Source organism: Acinetobacter sp. FDAARGOS_559 (genome assembly GCF_003940475.1).
GTDB classification, from domain to species: Bacteria; Pseudomonadota; Gammaproteobacteria; order Pseudomonadales; family Moraxellaceae; genus Acinetobacter; species Acinetobacter baumannii.
Window position 1 is genome coordinate 816,636 of sequence record NZ_RKJG01000005.1, and the last position, 20,966, is coordinate 837,601.

The window sequence follows — 20,966 nt, forward strand, 5'->3', positions numbered from 1 at the left end:
TTTGTGTAAGGCCACAAAATCTGTCCTGACTGTTATTGTTTTAGCTAAAGCTTGAAGAATATTTCTTCAACTTTTCCATCTATTTCAAACAAAACTAATAGCAAAAATGCATCATTTCAATTGCAAGAAACCGCACATAGTGTGCGGCTTCTTGCAGTTTTAAGTTTAAAAACTCAATACCTTATGATCTAAACTTGAGCCACTTCACGAGCAATCACCAAGCGCTGAATATCAGAAGCACCTTCATAAATCTGGCTTACACGAACATCCCGATAAATTCTCTCAACAGGGAAATCACTGACGTATCCATAACCGCCATGAATCTGGATTGCATCCGAACAAACTCGCTCAGCCATAGTTGATGCAAAGAGTTTCGCCATTGAGGCCTCTTTTAAACAAGGTAGTCCCGCATCTTTTAAAGTTGCAGCATGCAAAACTAGCTGATGTGCAGCTTCAATCTGAGTTGCCATATCGGCTAAGCGAAAACCAACCGCCTGATGCTGAACCAGCTCTACACCGAAGGCCTTACGTTCGTTTGCATATTGCACGGCTGCATCAAAAGCCGCTCTTGCCATACCAACAGACTGAGCGGCAATACCAATACGTCCAGCCGCTAAATTAGATAGCGCAATTTTATAACCTTCACCTTCTTGTCCCACCAAATTTTCTAAAGGAATCCGGCAGTCCTCTAACGTAATGGTTGCGGTGTCCGAAGCATGTTGACCCATTTTGTCTTCAATACGAGTCACCAAGTAACCTGGTGTATTGGTCGGTACAAGAAAACACGAAATTCCTTTTTTGCCAGCCTGTTTATCTGTAACCGCAAATACCAAAGCTACTTGGGCATTTTTACCACTGGTAATAAATTGCTTTACGCCATTGAGTACCCAATGGTCGCCATCTCGCTCTGCTTTACATAAAATCGCGCTCGCATCGGAACCGACATGTGGCTCAGTTAAACAAAAGCATCCTAGCCATTCACCAGAGGCAAATTTTGGCAAATAGGTTTGTTTTTGCTGCTCTGAACCGTATGCCAGTGTAATACCGCAAATCAAAGAGTTTTGTACGCTTACGATTGTCGAAATAGCACCATCGCCTGCGGCAATTTCCTCAATTGCGAGTACCAAAGATACATAATCCATTCCGGCACCGCCCCATTCATCGGGCACAGTCATCCCCATAGCGCCTAGGGCACCTAAGTCTTTTAATTCCTGAGCCGGAAATTCATGGGTCTTATCGCGATGTGCAGCAGTTGGTTTTAACTGATTTTGCGCATAGTTACGCATCATCTCCTGAACCATACTTTGTTCAGCATTTAGAATCATTTCAACATCCTTATTTTATTATTTTGCTGCCATGCGAATTGCACCATCTAAACGGATGACTTCACCATTTAAGTAAGAGTTTTCAGCAATATGGGCAACCAAACGAGCAAACTCTTCTGGTTTTCCTAAACGAGATGGGTACGGCACCATTTGCCCCAAAGCATCTTGTACATTTTGTGGCATACCCTTAAGCATTGGAGTTTCCATAATTCCCGGTGCAATGGTCATAATACGAATGGCATGTCGTGCTAGCTCACGAGCAATCGGCAAAGTCATCGCCACAATAGCGCCTTTTGATGCAGAATAAGCTGCCTGTCCAATTTGACCGTCAAATGCTGCAACAGAAGCAGTGTTCACAATGATGCCACGGTCCTCTTCACCTTCTTCAACCGTGTTTTTGCTCATTGCATCTGCTGCAAAACGCAACATGTTAAATGTACCTGTGACATTAATATTTAAAGTCTTTGCAAATAACCCCAAGTCATGAACGCCCTCACGGCCAACTACTTTTGCAGAAGGGCCAATACCGGCACAGTTCACCAAACCATACAAATGACCATGTTTGGCCAACACATCTTTAAAGAACTGCTCAGCAGCTGCTTCATCAGTTACATCAAGTTTTACAAAGTCAGCTTTTGGTCCTAGTTGTTTCGCCTGCTGCTCACCTGCTTCTACATTCATGTCTACTAATGTGACTGAGGCACCCTGCTTTACTAAATATTCAGCCGTTGCAGCTCCTAAACCAGAGCCACCACCTGTAATCACGAAATGTTTTCCTTGAATTTTCATTATGTAACGTCCTATAGAAATGTTCTTTAAGCTTAGTAGTGAGAGTAAAAGTTGTTTTTTTCCGATACAATTTCAAAAAACCTCAAAATGCTTGCAGCTTTTGATCAATCCAAATTTTGAATATGAAATATTTCACTTGAAATACGTAAAAAATGAGTCTTTGACATGGTTGTCCAATCTTCTTTAAGTAAAGGAACAATTTCGATTGCACTGGTACATGAAGCATTAAGTGCGGCTTATGCCAAAGGGCTCAATACTCAAATTATTTTGAATAAAGCTGGCATTCCTGCTGAATTACTTATGACACCTAAAGCGCGTGTTCCGGTAGCAACGTATGCACAATTATGGATAGAACTTGCCAATGCCATGGATGACGAGTTTTTTGGCATGGATAGTCACCCTATGCGCCGTGGTAGTTATAAATTACTTACAAAACTCGTCAGTACGGCTGAAACTTTAGAAAAAGCGCTCTACGATATTTTGAAGTTTTTTAATTTTGTACTTGACGATATACGAGGAGAACTCATTCAAGAACAAGAAAAAGCTTATTTGGTGATTCATGATCAAGAACAACCCAAACGTATGTTTACCTACGCAACCTTTTTAATGTTGGTACATGGGCTTATGTGTTGGTTAGTCGATCAAAGAATTGGCTTAAACCGTATTGCTGTACGTTGTCCAAAACCGAACGATATTCAAGATTATTTGGTACGCTTTTGTGAAGATATACAATTTAATGCCGAGACAAATCAGATTGAATTTGATGCACACTATTTAAATATAAAAATTAAAAAAGATAAAAAAGCGCTTTACGATTTTTTAGAGCAAACTCCACAAAATCTTTTGGTTCGTTTTAAAAATGAAAATGCATTGAGTGTTGTTATTCGGCGTCATTTATTAAAACTTCACCCAGCCGAATGGCCTGAACTCAAAGATGTCGCACAGCAGCTCAATATTTCAGAAGCTACCGTTCAACGCCGACTTAAACATGAAGGAGTGAGTTATCAACAAATCAAAAATGAAATTCGCTGTGATATTGCAATTGAACGTTTAAGCAAAAGCAATGATTCAATACAAGACATTAGTGAAGACTTAAATTTCCATGACCCGAGTGCATTTCACCGTGCTTTTAAAAAATGGACAGGTGTTAGCCCCGGCGCTTATCGGGAAGCAACCCTTAACTCTACAGCTTGAGTTATTCTTATTTTATTAATAATGATGCTAAAGTGACTCGATCATTTTGACCATAATCTTGAATAGTTTTTATCTCACTAAAACCATGCTCTGCGAAAATGCCTCGAACAGCTTGCCCCTGATCGTAACCATGTTCCAGTGCAATCCAGCCTTGCGGTTTTAACCAGTTCTTGCCTTGAGCAATAATAATTTCAATATCGGCTAACCCATGATGGTCTGCAACCAACGCACGACGCGGCTCTGTTGCCAAAGCTTGCATGTGTTCATCTTCAGGGTCAATGTAAGGCGGATTAGAAACAATTAAATCAAATTGTTGGGGTTCCAGTGCTTCAAACCAAGCGCCACAAGCAAATTTCACATGATGCAAGCCGTGTGTTTGTGCATTTTCTTTTGCAACATCTAAAGTAGGTGCGTAAATATCAGTTGCTGTGACGAACCAATCTGGACGTTCACTTGCCAATGCAAGCGCAATTGCACCTGTTCCCGTTCCCAAATCCACGATATTTGCATTCTTTGGCAAATTTAGATTTAAAACAGTTTCAACTAAAACCTCAGTATCTGGTCGTGGCACTAAAGTATCCGACGTTACTTTTAAATCGAGCGTCCAAAATGGCTGCGAACCTGTCACATAGGCTAAAGGTTCACCATTTTGGATACGTTCAAGACCAGCCAAGTAATCTTGCTCTTGTTGGGCTGTTAACTCTTGCTCAAGTCTGAACTTTAATTCGAGAGAATTGATTTTTAGAAAATGCTCAAGCAGCCAAGCATTTTCCTGTCGTTCATAACTGTCAGGCTCACCACGAATTGCAAGCGCTTGAGCAATATTCATTAGCCGCCATTTTCCTGTGCAAGCATCGCAAGCTGATCTGCCTGATATTCACGATGTAAACTATCGAGCAATTCCGTTAGATCACCTTCCATAATGGCATCTAACTTATATAAAGTTAGGTTAATACGGTGATCCGTCATACGTCCTTGCGGGTAGTTATAAGTACGGATACGTTCAGAGCGGTCACCAGAACCGACCAAATCACGGCGCATTTCAGAAGTTGCTGCATCGGCTGCTGCACGTTTAGCATTTTCTAGACGTGATACTAGCAATGCCATCGCCTTAGCTTTATTTTTATGCTGTGAACGTTCTTCTTGGCACTCAACGACTGTACCGGTTGGTATGTGAGTAATACGGACTGCCGAATCGGTTTTGTTAATGTGCTGACCACCCGCACCTGACGCACGGTAAGTATCAATACGCAAATCTGCCGGGTTAATTTCAACGTTAGTATCAACGTCAATTTCAGGCAAGATTGCTACTGTACAAGCTGACGTATGCACACGACCTTGTGATTCAGTTGCTGGAACACGTTGTACACGATGCGCGCCACTTTCGAACTTTAAGCGGCCATACACACCATCACCATCTACACGGCAAATAACTTCTTTAAAACCACCATGCTCGCCTTCATTTTCAGAAAGGACTTCAATACGCCAACCTTGCGATTCGGCATATTTGCTATACATACGGAATAAATCGCCTGAGAAAATTGCAGCTTCATCACCGCCCGTCCCAGCACGAATTTCTAAATATGCAGCATTAGAGTCATTTGGATCTTTTGGAATCATCAAAATATTAAGCTGGCTTTCTAATTCTTCAAGCAATGCTTTATTTGCTTGAATTTCTTCTTCTGCCATATCTTTAAAGTCAGGGTCCGACTTCATCATTTCAGCAGTTTCAATATCTTCTTCTGCTTGACGGTATTTGCCCCAAACTTCGGTAATTTCAGTTAAATCACTATGTTCACGAGACAGTTTACGGAAACGTTTGTTATCGGAAATCACTTCTGCATCTGCAAGCAATGCAGTAAGTTCTTCATGACGATCACAGAGTTGATCAAGACGTAAACGGAGTGACGCTTTCATAAGAGGAAATATCTCAAAAGTCCAAAAAACTTATCTAGATAAATATAAGAAGATAAGCCAAATCATAAAAATAGCGCATAGTTTACAGTTTATGCCAATTAAATAACATATGTAATCCTTTAAAACATTAACTTTCCAAATCCATATAATAAAAGAGACTTTATTTATAAAGTCTCTTTAACCGCTATAGTTATTTTAATTTTTCTAATAAAGATTTACCGACAAGAACAGCCGAAGTTGGATTTTGTCCAGTAATAAGTTCACGATCCACCACTACATTTGGCGACCAAGCTTTCGTATTGCTTTGATATTTTGCTCCAAGTGACTCTAATGCAGTTTGTGGATAGAACTTCATCTCACCGCCTTTTAATAAGCCCTTCGCTTGCTCTTCTTCTTGATTGCTAATTACTGTCATCCGATAATTTTTATAAATCCATTCGCCAGTTTTGACTGTTTTACCTTGTTCTAGTTGTCCAACTACTTCCGAGGCATTAGGTAAAGCTGACATCAAAGCTATAGCCCCATGACAAACCAAAGCTGTAGGTTTTCCAGCTTTATGGAAAGCTGTAAGTACTTTTCCAAGTTGTTTATCTTTTAATAGGTCTTGCATAGGCGCATGTCCGCCCGGAATATAAATAGCATCAAATTGATCTATACCAATTTGCTCAATACGAGATAGGCTCACAACTGGAGAATCTTGAGCAGAAGTTAATTTTAGATCATGTAATAAACCAGCATACTGCTTTAATGCTTTTTCATCTTGATTAAAATACATTACATTATTTGATGACTCATCTAACGTTGGAGCTTTCCCCTTTGGAGTGGCAAATGTTACGGTATGCCCTGCATCTAAAAGCATTTTTGTAGGCTGCATCAACTCATTAAGATAAAAACCCGTTTTAAAAACCTGCTTATTCTTTAGCTCTAACTGTCCTTCATCAGACAATACAATCAATACATGAGCGGCATTTGCACTTAATGCTGCCGAAGCTGCAATCATTGCAAACATTATTTGATTTAACTTCTTCATTATTCGACCTTCATTCCAAGCATTTGCTGGATTTATAACTGGGATGGATATATTCTATTTTTACCCCAGAGGTAGAAAAACAACTCATTTCACAAATCTTTTTTGCGTTTGAGGACAAAATGTCTCGCCAATTTGACCATCTTGCCGATGTTGAAGTGTTTTTAATTGTGGCCGAAAAGCTTTCTATTAGTGCAGCTGCAATTGATTTATCTACAACGCCTTCAGTCATTAGTAGAACAATTACAAGACTCGAGAAAAAATTAGGTATCCAGTTTTTTAGAAGAACTACTCGCCATTTAAGTCTGACCGAAGCAGGTCAGCTTTACTATGAAAAAATGCAACATGCTTTTCAGTTAATTGACCATGCTGAACGCGTGGTTCAAGGTGAACAACTACAAATTTCTGGAAAAATTAAATTAAGTGTACCTACGACTTATGGGCACTATCGTCTACCACCCTTATTAGAAAAATTTCTTTTGAAATATCCGGACATTCAAATTGAAATTAGTATTTCTAATCGAAACGTTGACTTAATTGCTGAGGGTTTTGATTTAGCCATCCGTCAAGGACAACTTCCTAACAGCACCCTTATTGCTAGACCTTTAGAGCAAGCACCTTTAAAACTTGTCGCCTCACCTGCTTATTTGAAACGCATGGGTATTCCAAAAAATTTGGAAGAATTAAAACATCATCAATGTATTGCCTTTGAATTGCCCAGTAGCGGCAAAATAACCCCATGGTTTTTAAAAAACGATAATGAGGAAATTCAATGGACACCAACAAATCGAATTTTAGTAAAAGAAGATATTGTTGGTGTGGTAACTCTTGCTGAAAGCGGGCTAGGTATATGTCAAAGTTACGACTTTATTGTTAATGAAAAAATTCAACAAGGAAAACTACAACCTATACTTAATACATATGCAGGTCATACACGTCCTTTTTCTTTGTTATATGCGAAGCATAAACACATGTCCTCTGCTACCCGAGCTTTAATTGATTTCTTATGTTCAAATGATGACTAGCTAAACTGAATATATATAAATGGTATTTAATTTTTCTAGGTGAATAATAAATATTCTATTTTAATAGAAAGCATACAAAGAAGACACTAAACTCCAATAATCGAATGAAGGTTCTCCACATTTAAAGAGAAGTGTTTTGTTACATTTGCCGTAACGAAAGATATTAAGGTCCTGTAACTTGGGACACGGAGTAAATGATGAAATTAAATGCTTTATTATGTAGTGCTGTTTTAGCTACTTCTATGGTAACTGTAGCACATGCTGACAACACAACTCATGTAGCAGCAGCTTCTGCTTTAGGTAGTGTTGCTGGTACTGCAATTGGTAAAAGCATGGGTGGTACATCTGGCGCAACAATTGGTGCTGCTTTAGGTGGTGCTGGTGGTGCAGCAGTTGCAAGTGACCGTCGTCACCGTACAGAATCTGCAATTGGCGGTGGTTTAGGTGGCGGTGCAGGTTATACTGTTGGTAAAAGCATGGGTGGTACAAACGGTGGTTACATCGGTGCTGCTTTAGGTGCAGCAGGTGGTTCTGCTTTAGGTAATAAAATTTCTAAAGACCGTGATGCAGACCATTCTTCTAAATATTGGAAGAAAAAACACCGTCATCATCGTCACTAATTACCGTGATGAAATCGGCTTAAAAACACCTTCGGGTGTTTTTTTATAACCCAAAATTTTGGTTTCCAAGATAGTTGCTCATAGTTTATCCACATATTAATAGAAACAATACAAAGCAGACACAAAACTATCGTATCAGCATGTGCCTTCTTCATAATTTTCTCGAAATTTTTAATTACATTTAGCTCAAGACATAAAGATTGCTCGTTATTGAAAAGAGCATGGAGTTCCACAATGAAAATGAATGTTTGGTTAGCAAGTGCATTAATCGCAACAACATCTATGGTTACAGTTGCTCATGCAGATAATGGTACCCGTGTAGCGGCAACTTCTGCTCTAGGTAGTGTAGTAGGAACAGCAATCGGTAAAAGTATCGGTGGTACATCAGGTGCAACAATTGGTGCAGCTTTAGGCGGTGCTGGTGGTGCAGCAGCAGCAAGTGACCGTCGTAACCGTACAGAAGCGGCTATTGGTGGTGCTTTAGGCGGTGGCGCAGGTTACACCGTTGGTAAAAACATGGGCGGTACAAATGGCGGATATATCGGTGCAGCAGTTGGTGCCGCTGGTGGTTCTGCTCTAGGTCGTAAAGTTGCCCAAGATCGTAACTATGATGACCGTTATGACCGTCGTTATGATCGTGATGACCGTAGATATTATGATGGTGATCGCCGCTATTACAGAGGTGGTAACTACCGTCATGACAACGGTTTACACCGTGGTTGGTACAAACATCGTTAATTTATATATCAATCTAAAAAAGCACCCTAGTGGTGCTTTTTTATTTTAGGAAGAAAGCCATATCGAAAAAAAACGATATACATTAGCTTCTTTATATCGTATTATTTCGATATAACGTTTTCCGAGAATATCGCATGCGATCACTTCAAGATACTAAATTTTCAATTTTGGAGCTTGCCCCTATACGTGATGATAAAACTATTGAGTTTTCATTACGTCATGCATTAGAGCTTGCCCAACATGCAGAAAAGTTAGGTTATGACCGTTTTTGGCTTGCAGAACATCATAATATGGATGGAATTGCGAGTTCGGCAACAGCTGTTTTACTTGGTTTTATCGCGGCTCATACCCAGCGCATTCGTTTAGGTTCAGGCGGGATCATGCTGCCAAACCATGCTCCCTTAGTGGTTGCAGAACAATTCGGTACATTAGCTACTTTATATCCAGACCGTATTGAGTTAGGTTTAGGTCGCGCTCCAGGTACAGATCAGGTCACCATGCGTGCCTTACGCCGCGGACATCAGGAAACAGAAGATCAATTCCCGAGAGATGTTGTAGAAATCTTGCAATATTTCAAAGCACCTCAAGTGGGCCAGAAGATTATTGCGACACCTGGACAAAATACTCATGTACCTGTCTGGTTGTTAGGTTCAAGCTTATTTAGTGCCCAGTTGGCTGCAAAACTTGGTTTACCCTACTCATTTGCATCACATTTTGCACCACGTATGCTTGGTCAAGCCATTGAACTTTATCGTGAGAATTTCGAGCCTTCTGAATATCTAGATAAACCTTACGTTTCAATGGGTGTTCCAGTTGTCGTTGCAAGCACAGATGAAGAAGCACAATTCTTGGCAACAAGTGCTTATCAACGTGTATTAGGATTAATTCGTGGGGAAAGTCTCAAACTTAAGCCACCAGTTACATCTATGCAGGGATTATGGAACACGGCAGAACAACTTTCTGTTGAAAACTTCTATACGATGGCACAAATCGGTTCAGTTGAAACAGTACGTTCGGGTCTGCAAAAACTTCTGGACACTTATGAAGTCGATGAGTTTATTTTTACTTGTGATGTATACGAAACAGCTAAACGCTTAGATAGTTTCACCCAATTAATGCAAGTAAAATCAGGAAATTAATATATATGCAACATCTCATGTTTGAATCTATATCAAGCATGAGATAACCACCTATCTGAAAATACTTTACCCAGACTCCTTGCTTGGTTATTTATATTAAAACGATAAAAAATCATCATAAATGAAAACCAAAAGGACTTTTGGAAAATGAGTATTGACCTTAAAAATAATGTCGCTAAATCAGCTATTTTTCAAAATACAGTTGAGGATTTTGAAGCCTTCACTGGTCAAATTCTGCCATCAAATAAACTTAAAGAATTTGATTTTTCTCATTTAAATGTAGCCATTATTGGAACGGATCAGGAGACCGTAACGCATTTAGAAAAAATCTGCCAACAGGCAAAATTCGTAACGGTATTTCAAATTACGCCTCACTTTATTTTACCTCACAGTCAAATCGGTATACATCGATTAATTACCCATCCACTTATTGCCAAGAACCGGAGGTTATTTAACAATCGTGTTAAAAGCATCTTAGCTTTACGTTTTCTTGAAACCCAAGTAAATGAAACATGGCTTAAACGACTTTTGACGCCCAATACCGCACGGGCAAATAAAACATTTTTTAAATCGGATAGCTACTATACGGCACTGCAAAGACCAAATTGCAAACTACAAACTTGGCCGATTGTAAAAGTTACCGATACAGCCATTTATAGTATGGATGGCACTCAACGACCCGTTGATATCATTATCAGAACTACACCTTAAAAATAAAAAAGCATGGTTGATAGACCATGCTTTTTTTCACTCATTTCAAATCATATCGAGTTAAATACCCCTGCTCATCATAATGTAAGATGATGCGCTGAGACTTTTGTAATTCTAATAATGATTCGGTACTGACCATAAATTGTGAGGCCAGCAACTCAACAGAGCTATTCGGAGCTTTGCTGCGGCGATCATCTCCATGAAATCTAAGCCAGTTATAACTTGCCCATAAAATTAAAATGAGCGCGCTCAGACCTATTAACAGAAGTAAATGCAATAAAGTTTTCACTTCTGAAACATGATCTACCCACACATAGTCATAGATGAGGTGCCCTTCAAAAATCCATAAAAATAATGAAACGAGTGGAAAAAGCAGCCACATTAAACAAAACCAACCTATTGTTTGTAACGTATAGTTTGCGGTTTTATTTTTCACATATTCAGGCTGATCAATATATTCAGGTATATCTAAAACTTCTACGTCGATATTTGCATCATTTTTCATGAATGATCTCCACGGAAGCCTCGGTCAGGGCTTACCCAACGAGCACGTTTTTTGGTGTTAAAAATAGTCTTAGGTACTGCAACAACACTGGTAAATAACGTCAGTAACCAGAAAAATAATGGATACCAAATTACCCAAAAATAATTTCTAAAAAGCCGACCACGATCATAACGATGGTCTATCCATAAACTTACTAGAAATTGGACAAGACATGTTCCACCTAATATCACGCCATACCACTGCGGCATGAGTGAATTAATTTGAAATTGTTGCGGTAAATCCACAAACAATCCCACAAAAAATAGAATAAAAATCATAATCATCACATATGACCAAATAATGCTGACTAAAGCTTCGAGCATTACCGGCCACATACGGCGCAAGCGGAGTTTGAACATTTTAGGAATATATTCTAATAATACCTCTACCCCACCTTGTGCCCAGCGTAAACGCTGTTTCCAAAGGCCTTTAAAGGTTTCCGGCATATAGATATAACAAAGTGCTTGAGGAATATATTGAATGTCCCAATGGTCCATTTGGAGCTTCCAAGAGATATCAATATCTTCCGTAATTTTGTCATCAGACCAAAAGCCCACGCGAACCAAAGCGGTCTTTCTAAATGCTGCAATTACACCTGATACTGTAAAAATACGGCCATATGTTCTTTGTGCGCGCTTAATCAAGCCAATAATTGAAGAGAACTCGCCAACTTGTAATTTACCTAAAATACTTGAGCGATTTAAAATTCTAGGATTCCCAGTTACAGCACCAATTCTTGGAAAATTCAAAAAAGGCTGCATAAGCCAAAGTACTGCATGAGGATGTAATAAAGCATCTCCGTCAATACAAACTAGATATTCGTATTTACTTACTAACACTCCCGATCTTAAAGCTACGGCCTTACCTTGGTTTTCTGCCAGGTGCACAACTCTTAATCGGGCATCTTGAGCTGCCAGTTCATCAAGAATTTCGGCAGTGCTGTCACTACTTCCGTCATTTACAGCAATGACTTCAAAATTCGGATATTTTGTTTGTAAGGCATAACGAATCGTTTGTCGGACCTGAGCTTCTTCGTTAAAGCAAGGAATAATAATACTGCACCCTTCACTTGATGGTTCAGGCAGTTGCTGCTCATGATATTCCCTTTTAAAAAAAAACCAGAGACCTCCTACCATCCATGTCCAAGCCATCAGCAACGGATATAAAAAGGCAAAAGCAAATAAAATATCGAGTAATACTTTCATTACTTTTTCCCCTCAGTCGCGAGACCTGCAAAGGGTTGATATATGACCGAACTCGAATTCAAGCTAATCGGGTTATATAAATATTCATGAACATTTTTTGAGTTTTCATTGGTATAGCCATCAATACCAAATTTCTGAATACCTATGCGCTGAATATTGAAAAGACCTTGTTTCACTTCTTGCCAGGCATTTTGCTGACTATTTTCGGGTAATGATAAAGTCAGCATAATGCGCTGTTTATATTTCGAATCAAGCGTATTTAAAAGTGCTAATACGTGATTAAACTGTTTTTGCTTACCCACTATATTGAACTTAAGATTTACTAAATCATGTTGGGATAAAAGCGTTTTTAAAAGCGTTGGTAAATTTTTGATATGTTCAAAATCAGGTGTAAGCAATAAACTAAACTGAGCCTGATTACTCATGTTTAAATAAGGCTTCACAGCCTTTTGAGTAAGCTGGCTCACATATGTAAGCTGTTTTAATTGGTCAGCACAGGCATTTTCTTTTATTGTTGTGCTTTGCATAGCACAATTTAAAGTGGTTCCAGCATTAAGTTGAATACCACTTAAATTACTATTGAAACGTGCGATATCCTTCGCTAAATCTGCCACCAAAAACGGTTTATTTTTTTGAGGATATACAGGCAACTCTAAAATAACCGACTGTCCGGCACGAGTTTGTGCCTGCCATAAAGTTCGGTTCAAAATATCTTGCTGGACGCTTAGTTGATTTGTTGGGAAATAAGCAATGTCATACTGCCCATCGCCATCTTGATCATCTAAAGGTTTCAATATCAATGTGTTATTTTTTAAGCTATAAAGCTTGGATAACAATAACCCTAGTTTCTCATCTGACTGAGTATTAGTTGAAGCAGCTAATTGTTTTAAGTCCATACTCACAAAGTGGCGAGGTTGCTTAAATAAATCTAATTCTTCAAAGTTGAGAATATTGATCATACCCTCTGTTAACTGCTCAGCTGTAGGATTATTAGTGACCAAACTACGTTTAAAAGTCGAGTCACTCACTCTATTCATTCCATCACGCCCTAAACTGAAAGAAAAAATAAAGCCGGCTTCTTGAGACAATTTTTCTAATTGCTCATTCACAGCACCATAAGGCCAAATAATTGCCTTAGGTTCAACACCCACTTCTTTCTTTAAAACGGCGTATGATTTTTTTAAGTCCTGCAAAATACGTTGTTGATATTCTGCATCCGTTTCATAACGCTTTTGTGATTTTAAATACGCGTAAGAAGTCGCAGCAGGCTGTTCATTCCCTTGGGGATTAGCCAATACTCCATGGTGCAAATTATCACTATGACTTGCAAACTCGGCTAAGCCCGAAGCTTGCATTTCTCGCACTTGCTTCCAATTGACTAGATTTCCTTGTCCATAAGCTTCATAGCCAGCTTGTGTATTCCCATTTAGCCAACTGGTCGGAAGTGCAAATACTGCTGGAATCTGATATTGCTTAAGTAATGGAAATACACGGCTATAACTACTTAAAGCGCCATCATCGAAAGTTAACAAAATAGAATTATGAGGTAATTCCTTACCTTGTTTACGCGCTTCTTCAATATCTTTTAAGCGAATGGGCTTCCAGTCAGATTGACTTAACCAGTCAAAGAACTGTGCTAAATTTTTCGTTTGGATTGCATAAATATCCCGATCCCCTTCTTTTAAGACATCATCTCTGACATCATGAAAAGTTAAAGAAACCGTATGATTTTTTGGTAAATCTTTTTCTATCTGGGCATATGCAAATTGCAGAGGCAACAATGTTGAGATCAAGGCACAGCCCAACATCTTCGACAATAAATTATTCATTAAAAACGCCCTTCAAATCCAAAAATACCGTAGGTATGTTGTTCATCATGACCATCGTAAGGATGGTATTGCCAACCAATTCCATAATTGAGCTGCCATGTCCGTGATAGCTGCCATTGATGTTGATATTGCAAAGAGTAAGTGGGTTTAGCAGAGTAATCGGCCTGTTTATAAAGGCCTACACCCGCTTCAAAATGCTGTTTAAATGAACGCTCATATTCACGCCAAGTCACCCAATCATGACTTAAGTTCAACTCAGCGCTGTAATGTGAACTTGGACTAAAATAAGCTGTTTGATCTTGGCTGTTAGTACCGTAGAAACCTCGAACAGTGCCATACGTAATATGATGAGGTGCGTCGAATAGTCTTTCACGCCAAAATGTTGAAAATTCTTGTTGTTTGTTACCATCACTAATATCAGTTAAACCGTAACTCGCGCCAATCTGGCGAGATTCATCTTTTTGCCATGTGACAGCAGCTCGGTAAGATTGACCATCTTCCCCTGCATGAAGGGCTTGTAGAGGAATGTCAGCCTGACTGTTATATTGCAATTGATACTGCCAGTGGTCATTTAGCCATTGGGACCAATCAAGACGGACTCCTGCTTGTCCACCATCCGTACTTTGCGACACAATTGCCGCCAACGCCTTACGGTTCGCCTGCCATTCTGCTCCGACCCCATAACGCTGGTCATGCACATCGCCAAAACGGTACTCACCATAACGATCTTGATGCCAAGCGAATAAACGATAATTATCCTTAATCCAAGGGCTATTAAGACGCGTTTCCATTTCACGGTCTTTTAAACCATTCTGCCCACTTACAGTATCGCGACCGTCGGCCTTACTTTGCCCCCAAGTGGTTGAGTGTGAAATTGTGGCTCTATTACGATCTTCTAATTCTTTTCGACTTTTAATGACCCCACTATCATCAGGGTAATATTGCACTAAGTTTTGAGTCGTTTTTCGCCATGTCGGAATATCACCTAAAGCTTGAGCATTTTGCATTTCATTAATGCGGGTGTCTTTAGCAATCGGATCTATACCATTTAACCGGGAAATTGTTTTTTTTGCCTCTAGCGGTTTTTCTCTCCAACGTTCTACACGCGCAAGATTATTAATCAGGCTCTCATTCGCAGGCGCCTGCTCTACTTTTTTTTGAAAATGCTTTTCAGCTTGATTCAGATGATTAGCATAGGCTAAATGCATTCCTTGTAAAGCAATATAATCATCACGATCAGGATGACTGGTTTTATCTACACCCTTAGCCTGACTATATTTATAAGTTGGAATAAGCCGATCAACTTCAGCGAGAAGTTGTTCAGCTTCCTTATATTTTTCTTGTTCAATATAAGAATAATACAGTCCCGTATAAACGGTCATATCCGGATAATTCTTTTCACTTAAAAGCGTTTTATAAGCAAACTCGGCCTGTTTCGGTTTTTGCTCCGCCAAATAACTATCCGCAATTGCATGACGTACATATGCCGGTAATTTTCCGAGTGGAATATTCAACTGGGTGAAACTCTCTATAACCGCTTTTGAACGCCCTCTAAAATCTAATCCATATAAATAATCGTAATAAAACCGTAAGTAATTAGGATCGGAAGGATTCATTTGCTGATGCATTTTTTGTCCTTGCTCCAGCACTTTATCTAATTCAGCAAAGCTTTCGGCATCGGCTAGTCCTTCACGATTTAAATATTTATATCGAGCAATTGCATTGTTGATATGTTGAGAAAACTCACTAACTTGTAAAGTCTGCAACATTTGCACTGTTTGTTCAGTTTTTTCGCTCGCTTGCAGCAATTGCTGTGCCTTTTTATATGAGCCAATAGCAATTAAATCGTAAACATATTCTTGTAAAACAGATGAAGATTTTGGTTGTTGTTGATAAGCATGCTCAACTGTAGCTAAAGCATCTACGGGTAAATTTATTAAACGATAAGCATATGCAACCCGTACCAACTGATCAGCAGTTAAACCTTTAATATCGATCTTCGACAACTGATCTTTAGCATTCGCCACATCTTGAGCTTCAGCATACAAAACCGATAATAAAATACGGCCATCAACTGACTTTTGAATATTGAACTTATTTGACCAGTCAATTGCAGTTTTAAAATGCTTAAAATCACGAAAATTTTGAATTAAAGGTAACTTTGCATATTCTGGAAAGCCTACATAATTAATATTTACCAAAAATCGTGAAAAATTCGTAAGATCCCTTTTTTCACTTGACATAATAAACAGATAATCAGCAAGCAGCTTTTGATCATGCGGGTATTTATTTAGCAATTGATCTAGTTGAGATACAGCTTGTTGAGTTTGTCCTGCTCTATAATTTTGAATAGCTTGCTCACGCAATACATCAACCTGAGCAGCGTATAAATGAATTGGCAAGAGATAGACCAATGAAAAAACACATTTCTTTAGCATTTTGAGAATCGAATAGTCCCATATCGAGATGGGAAAGTATAGTTAAAAATGTGACTCACATCACAATAATCAAATAACCAGCAACTTCAATCACAAATGATAAATATGGAGAAAAAAAGTATTTGTTTTTTTAAAAGCCACCTAAAAACAAACATTTATAAAAATATAGATTATTCTTTTATATACATTTCTTTTCAAAATTATTCTTTTTGAATATATTTAATTTGCACAAAACACACTTAACATTAACCAATCAAAAACATTTTTATATAAATGGTTTTATATTTAAAACTTTTATTTTTAATTTGTTTTATATTTAAAACCATTCAATTTAATCATATTAATAAAGTTTAAATTGAATGGTTAAAATAAATAATTGACTTAATTAACCAATACGACGTTTTAAACCTGTCATTTGTAAAATACGAGTAGAAATTTCTTCAATCGACATTTCGGTAACATTTAAGTATTTAATTCCCTCAGAAATATAAATACCTTCAATAGCTCGCAACTCCATCTGACACTGACTAAAGCTTGCATATCGGCTATTCGCTTTACGTTCACTTCGAATGGCAACCAAGCGCTCAGCATCAATCATCAAACCAAATAATTTACTGCGGTGCTCTCTTAAAACTGCCGGTAAACGATTATCGTCTAAATCTTCTTCGGTTAAAGGATAGTTAGCAACACGTATACCAAATTGCAAAGATAGATAAATAGAAGTCGGTGTTTTACCGGAACGAGACACGCCAATTAAAATTAAATCGGCTTTGTCATAATGGCGGGTACGTGCTCCATCATCATTATCAAGCGCAAAATGAACAGCATCAATCCGGGCCTTGTAATACTCCGAATCGGTCACGGCATGAGTCTGTCCGACTAAAGTTGTAGGCGGGGTTCCAAGCTCCTGTTCCAGCTTACTAATTAACCCTTCAAACACATCCAGATTAACCGCTTTAGCCGTATTAATAATTTCTCGCACATGCGGATCGACCAAAGTATCAAATACTAATGGCAGGCAACCATCTCTGGTCTGACACTTGTTAATCTCGACCACCACTGCCATTGCGGCCTCTTCAGTGGTGATATAAGGCATGATGTGAATATCAAAATCTACGTTAGGAAATTGGGCTAATAACGAATGTCCAAGGGTCTCGGCAGTAATCGCAGTTCCATCAGAAATAAAAAAAACACTCCGCTTAAATTGTTTACTTTCTGACATTAAAATTCTCCTTAAACATTTGTCTTAGTGCTATATAATCTTTATAGTAAACTGATCTTACATGACTGTCGCTTAGTAAAATTCTCAACTAAGCACTTTATTTTTTAATTTCATGCCAAGATAGACATTAATACTGCAAAAGTGGAGTGAAAACTTTGGAAGCGCGCGTAATCGGTCTAGAAAAATTAGGGAAACACGATGTCGAACTCGTAGGTGGGAAAAACTCATCTTTGGGTGAAATGATCAGCCATTTATCAAATGCTGGTGTATCGGTACCTGGTGGTTTTGCAACAACTGCTGATGCCTATCGTGAGTTCTTAGACCAAAGCGGTCTTAACGCTCGAATTCAAGCAGAACTTGCAGAGCTTAACGTTGACGATGTAAATGCCTTAGCAGAAACTGGCGCTAAAATTCGTCAATGGATTGTAGAGACTCCACTTACACCTGGCTTAGAACAAGAAATTCGTGAAGCATTTGCTGCACTTTCAAATGGTAATCCAGATATTGCTGTTGCTGTTCGTTCGTCTGCTACTGCAGAAGACTTACCGGATGCATCGTTCGCCGGTCAGCAAGAAACTTTCTTGAATATTCGCGGTATTGATAACGTATTAATTGCTGTAAAAGAAGTATTTGCATCATTATTTAATGACCGTGCTATTGCATATCGCGTTCACCAAGGTTTTGAACACAGTCTAGTTGCGCTTTCTGCTGGTGTTCAACGTATGGTTCGCTCTGAAACTGGCGCTGCAGGCGTAATGTTTACCCTTGATACTGAGTCTGGCTTCCGTGATGTTGTATTTATTACTGCATCTTACGGTTTAGGTGAAATGGTTGTACAAGGTGCCGTTAACCCGGATGAATTCTATCTTTCTAAACCATTATTAAATGCAGGTAAACACGCGGTATTACGCCGTAACCTTGGTTCTAAGCACCAGAAAATGATTTATGGTGAAGAAGGTTCAGCGGGTAAATCTGTTGTAGTTGTAGACGTTGAAAAACAAGAACGTCAACAATTCGCGTTAAATGATCACGAGTTACAAGAGTTAGCGAAACAAGCGCTTATTATCGAAAAGCACTATGGCGCTCCAATGGATATCGAGTGGGCAAAAGATGGTGACGATGGTCAAATCTATATTGTTCAAGCTCGTCCTGAAACTGTAAAGAGCCGTCAAAATGTCGGCACAATGGAACGCTACCTACTCAAGCAAAAAGGTACTGTACTTTGTGAAGGCCGTTCAATCGGTCAACGTATTGGTTCTGGTAAAGTCCGTATTGTTAACTCAATTAAAGAAATGGACAAAGTACAAGACGGTGACGTACTTGTATCAGACATGACTGACCCAGATTGGGAACCAGTAATGAAACGTGCTGCTGCCATCATTACTAACCGTGGTGGCCGTACTTGTCACGCTGCAATTATTGCCCGTGAACTTGGCGTACCAGCAATCGTAGGTTGTGGTAACGCAACTGAAGTATTGACTGATGGTCAAGAAGTTACTGTTTCTTGTGCTGAAGGCGACACTGGTTTCATCTACGAAGGCGCGTTAGATTTTGAAGTTCAACGTAACTCTATCGAATCTATGCCTAAACTTTCATTCAAAATCATGATGAACGTAGGTAACCCTGACCGTGCCTTTGACTTTGCTCAAATTCCAAACGAAGGTATTGGACTTGCTCGTCTAGAGTTCATTATTAACCGTATGATCGGTGTTCACCCTAAAGCTCTTCTGAACATTGAAAGCTTGCCTCGCGAAACTCGTGCTGCGGTAATGACCCGTACAGCTGGTTATGCATCACCTGTAGAATTCTATGTTGAAAAACTAGTTGAAGGTATTGCTACACTTGCAGCAGCATTTGCTGATAAACCAGTTATTGTTCGTATGTCTGACTTTAAGTCAAATGAATATGCGAATCTTATTGGTGGTAAGTTATACGAGCCAGAAGAAGAAAACCCAATGCTTGGCTTCCGTGGCGCAAGCCGTTATGTTTCGGACAATTTCCGTGACTGTTTCGAACTTGAATGCCGCGCACTTAAAAAAGTTCGTGATGAAATGGGTTTAACTAACATCCAAATCATGATCCCATTCGTACGTACAGTGTCTGAAGCGAAACGCGTTATTGAGTTATTAGCTCAAAATGGCTTGAAGCGTGGTGAGAATGGCTTAAAAGTCATCATGATGTGTGAATTACCAACTAATGCATTGTTAGCTGAACAATTCCTTGAACACTTCGACGGCTTCTCTATCGGTTCTAACGACTTAACTCAGTTAACACTTGGTCTTGACCGTGACTCTGGTATTGTTTCTCACTTGTTCGATGAGCGTGATGCTGCTGTAAAAGCTCTCCTTTCTATGGCAATTCATGCTTGTCGTAAAGCGGGTAAATATGTCGGTATCTGTGGTCAAGGACCATCAGACCACCCAGACCTTGCAAAATGGTTAATGGAGCAAGGCATTGAATCAGTATCTCTTAACCCTGACTCGGTTTTAGACACATGGTTCTTCCTTGCTGAAGAAAAAATCAAGCAAATCTAATTTGTTATAAAAAAAGACCCATCCGTGGGTCTTTTTTCATCTTTAGAATAGAGAATTTTTACTTATGCAAATTTACTTGGCACGTAATAATCAACAAGCTGGGCCTTACACCTTAGAACAACTAAATCAAATGTTGGCAAGTCAACAAGTTTTGCTTACTGATTTAGCTTGGCATGAAGGCATGACAGAATGGAAAGCTTTAGGAGAATTAACCCAAGGTAAACTTGTATATCAACCTACTGGTTATTCTGCTTTTTCAGCAAATACAAATACGCCTTATAATGAGACCATTCAGCACATTCGTGTAGAAACTAAAACACACGAGCTTGCTTCAATTTCGTCTCGTGCTCTTGCAAAAATTATTGACTTATTACTTTGGCTACCTATTGCAGCTATTCCGTCTTTTTTCTTTAATGAAGCTCAATATAAACAACTTTTTGAGTTACAAAAACAGATGCAATCTGCAGAAGTTGCATCAACTAAAGCAGCTGAACTCCAACAGCAGCTTTTTACCCTTATTCCTATAGAAGCTTGGCATACAATGCTACTTTATGTCGTCATAATGCTCGCTATTCAAGCATTTTTATTGACTAAGTTTGGGCAAAGTATTGGTAAAAAAATTGTCGGAATTAGAATTGTCGATGCCGAAACCAATGGTAAAGTTAATTTAACGCGTATCTTCCTTCTAAGAAGTGTCGTTTTCAGTAAG

At 39.0% G+C, this 20,966-nt stretch carries 17 protein-coding genes and 1 pseudogene; 8 read left to right on the plus strand and 10 right to left on the minus strand.

Annotated features, from left to right (window positions below):
* Positions 1-188: 188 nt before the first annotated feature.
* Positions 189-1,325, minus strand: coding sequence for an acyl-CoA dehydrogenase family protein (locus EGS71_RS05405; protein WP_000602463.1), 1,137 nt, complete (start codon positions 1,323-1,325; stop codon positions 189-191).
* Positions 1,326-1,343: 18 nt separating this feature from the next.
* On the minus strand, positions 1,344-2,114 hold the full coding sequence (locus tag EGS71_RS05410; protein WP_000701533.1) for a 3-hydroxyacyl-CoA dehydrogenase: 771 nt from the start codon (positions 2,112-2,114) through the stop codon (positions 1,344-1,346).
* Between the two features lie 165 nt (positions 2,115-2,279).
* Between EGS71_RS05410 and EGS71_RS05415 the strand changes: the two genes are divergently transcribed.
* The gene (locus EGS71_RS05415) at positions 2,280-3,308 is read left to right on the plus strand and encodes an AraC family transcriptional regulator (protein WP_000261451.1); all 1,029 of its coding nucleotides are present in this window, start codon (positions 2,280-2,282) and stop codon (positions 3,306-3,308) included.
* A 7-nt stretch (positions 3,309-3,315) separates the two neighbouring features.
* On the opposite strand, the gene prmC is transcribed toward EGS71_RS05415, so the two are convergent.
* From prmC to EGS71_RS05430, 3 genes are all read right to left on the minus strand, one after another.
* Positions 3,316-4,137 carry a peptide chain release factor N(5)-glutamine methyltransferase gene (gene prmC, locus EGS71_RS05420; RefSeq protein ID WP_001017489.1) on the minus strand — a complete coding sequence of 274 codons (822 nt, stop codon included), beginning with the start codon at positions 4,135-4,137 and terminating at the stop codon, positions 3,316-3,318.
* Positions 4,137-5,225, minus strand: a complete 1,089-nt coding sequence (gene prfA, locus EGS71_RS05425) for a peptide chain release factor 1 (RefSeq protein WP_000648005.1) — start codon at positions 5,223-5,225, stop codon at positions 4,137-4,139. The genes prmC and prfA overlap by 1 nt, the downstream gene beginning before the upstream one ends.
* A 190-nt stretch (positions 5,226-5,415) precedes the next feature.
* Positions 5,416-6,255, minus strand: a complete 840-nt coding sequence (locus EGS71_RS05430; protein WP_000735892.1) for a type 1 glutamine amidotransferase domain-containing protein — start codon at positions 6,253-6,255, stop codon at positions 5,416-5,418.
* A 119-nt stretch (positions 6,256-6,374) separates the two neighbouring features.
* On the opposite strand from EGS71_RS05430, the gene EGS71_RS05435 reads away from it, so the two are divergent.
* The 5 genes from EGS71_RS05435 (at position 6,375) to EGS71_RS05460 (ending at position 10,485) form a co-directional block, all read left to right on the plus strand.
* Positions 6,375-7,277, plus strand: coding sequence for a LysR family transcriptional regulator (locus EGS71_RS05435; protein ID WP_000089875.1), 903 nt, complete (start codon positions 6,375-6,377; stop codon positions 7,275-7,277).
* A gap of 197 nt (positions 7,278-7,474) precedes the next feature.
* Entirely contained in the window at positions 7,475-7,897 is a 423-nt protein-coding gene (locus EGS71_RS05440; protein ID WP_000772606.1) for a glycine zipper domain-containing protein, read from the plus strand.
* Between the two features lie 234 nt (positions 7,898-8,131).
* Entirely contained in the window at positions 8,132-8,635 is a 504-nt protein-coding gene (locus EGS71_RS05450) for a hypothetical protein (protein WP_000783724.1), read from the plus strand.
* A 134-nt stretch (positions 8,636-8,769) separates the two neighbouring features.
* Positions 8,770-9,774 carry an LLM class flavin-dependent oxidoreductase gene (locus EGS71_RS05455; RefSeq protein WP_001257210.1) on the plus strand — a complete coding sequence of 335 codons (1,005 nt, stop codon included), beginning with the start codon at positions 8,770-8,772 and terminating at the stop codon, positions 9,772-9,774.
* A 147-nt stretch (positions 9,775-9,921) separates the two neighbouring features.
* Entirely contained in the window at positions 9,922-10,485 is a 564-nt protein-coding gene (locus tag EGS71_RS05460; protein ID WP_000020766.1) for a hypothetical protein, read from the plus strand.
* 40 nt (positions 10,486-10,525) lie between these two features.
* Here EGS71_RS05460 and pgaD read toward each other — a convergent pair whose 3' ends face one another.
* The 5 genes from pgaD to EGS71_RS05485 all read right to left on the minus strand — a co-directional run bounded on the left by pgaD (position 10,526) and on the right by EGS71_RS05485 (position 17,723).
* A complete protein-coding gene (gene pgaD, locus EGS71_RS05465; protein ID WP_000786637.1) occupies positions 10,526-10,990 on the minus strand; it encodes a poly-beta-1,6-N-acetyl-D-glucosamine biosynthesis protein PgaD in 465 nt (154 codons plus the stop codon).
* Positions 10,987-12,234 (minus strand): poly-beta-1,6-N-acetyl-D-glucosamine synthase, encoded by a 1,248-nt coding sequence (gene pgaC, locus EGS71_RS05470; protein ID WP_000866237.1) that lies wholly within the window; start codon positions 12,232-12,234, stop codon positions 10,987-10,989. The genes pgaD and pgaC overlap by 4 nt, the downstream gene beginning before the upstream one ends.
* Positions 12,234-14,063: a poly-beta-1,6-N-acetyl-D-glucosamine N-deacetylase PgaB gene (pgaB, locus tag EGS71_RS05475; protein ID WP_001061298.1), complete on the minus strand. Its 1,830-nt coding sequence runs from the start codon at positions 14,061-14,063 to the stop codon at positions 12,234-12,236. Before pgaB ends, pgaC begins: the two co-directional genes overlap by 1 nt.
* On the minus strand, positions 14,063-16,501 hold the full coding sequence (gene pgaA, locus EGS71_RS05480) for a poly-beta-1,6 N-acetyl-D-glucosamine exporter porin PgaA (protein ID WP_000913311.1): 2,439 nt from the start codon (positions 16,499-16,501) through the stop codon (positions 14,063-14,065). Before pgaA ends, pgaB begins: the two co-directional genes overlap by 1 nt.
* A gap of 385 nt (positions 16,502-16,886) precedes the next feature.
* Positions 16,887-17,723 (minus strand): pyruvate, water dikinase regulatory protein, encoded by an 837-nt coding sequence (locus tag EGS71_RS05485; RefSeq protein WP_000004354.1) that lies wholly within the window; start codon positions 17,721-17,723, stop codon positions 16,887-16,889.
* Positions 17,724-17,869: 146 nt separating this feature from the next.
* On the opposite strand from EGS71_RS05485, the gene ppsA reads away from it, so the two are divergent.
* Together ppsA and EGS71_RS05495 are read left to right on the plus strand one after the other, a co-directional pair.
* The gene (gene ppsA, locus EGS71_RS05490) at positions 17,870-20,257 is read left to right on the plus strand and encodes a phosphoenolpyruvate synthase (protein WP_000853480.1); all 2,388 of its coding nucleotides are present in this window, start codon (positions 17,870-17,872) and stop codon (positions 20,255-20,257) included.
* A 64-nt stretch (positions 20,258-20,321) separates the two neighbouring features.
* Positions 20,322-20,960, plus strand: a pseudogene (locus EGS71_RS05495) (RDD family protein); the annotation flags it as partial.
* Between the last annotated feature and the right edge of the window lie 6 nt (positions 20,961-20,966).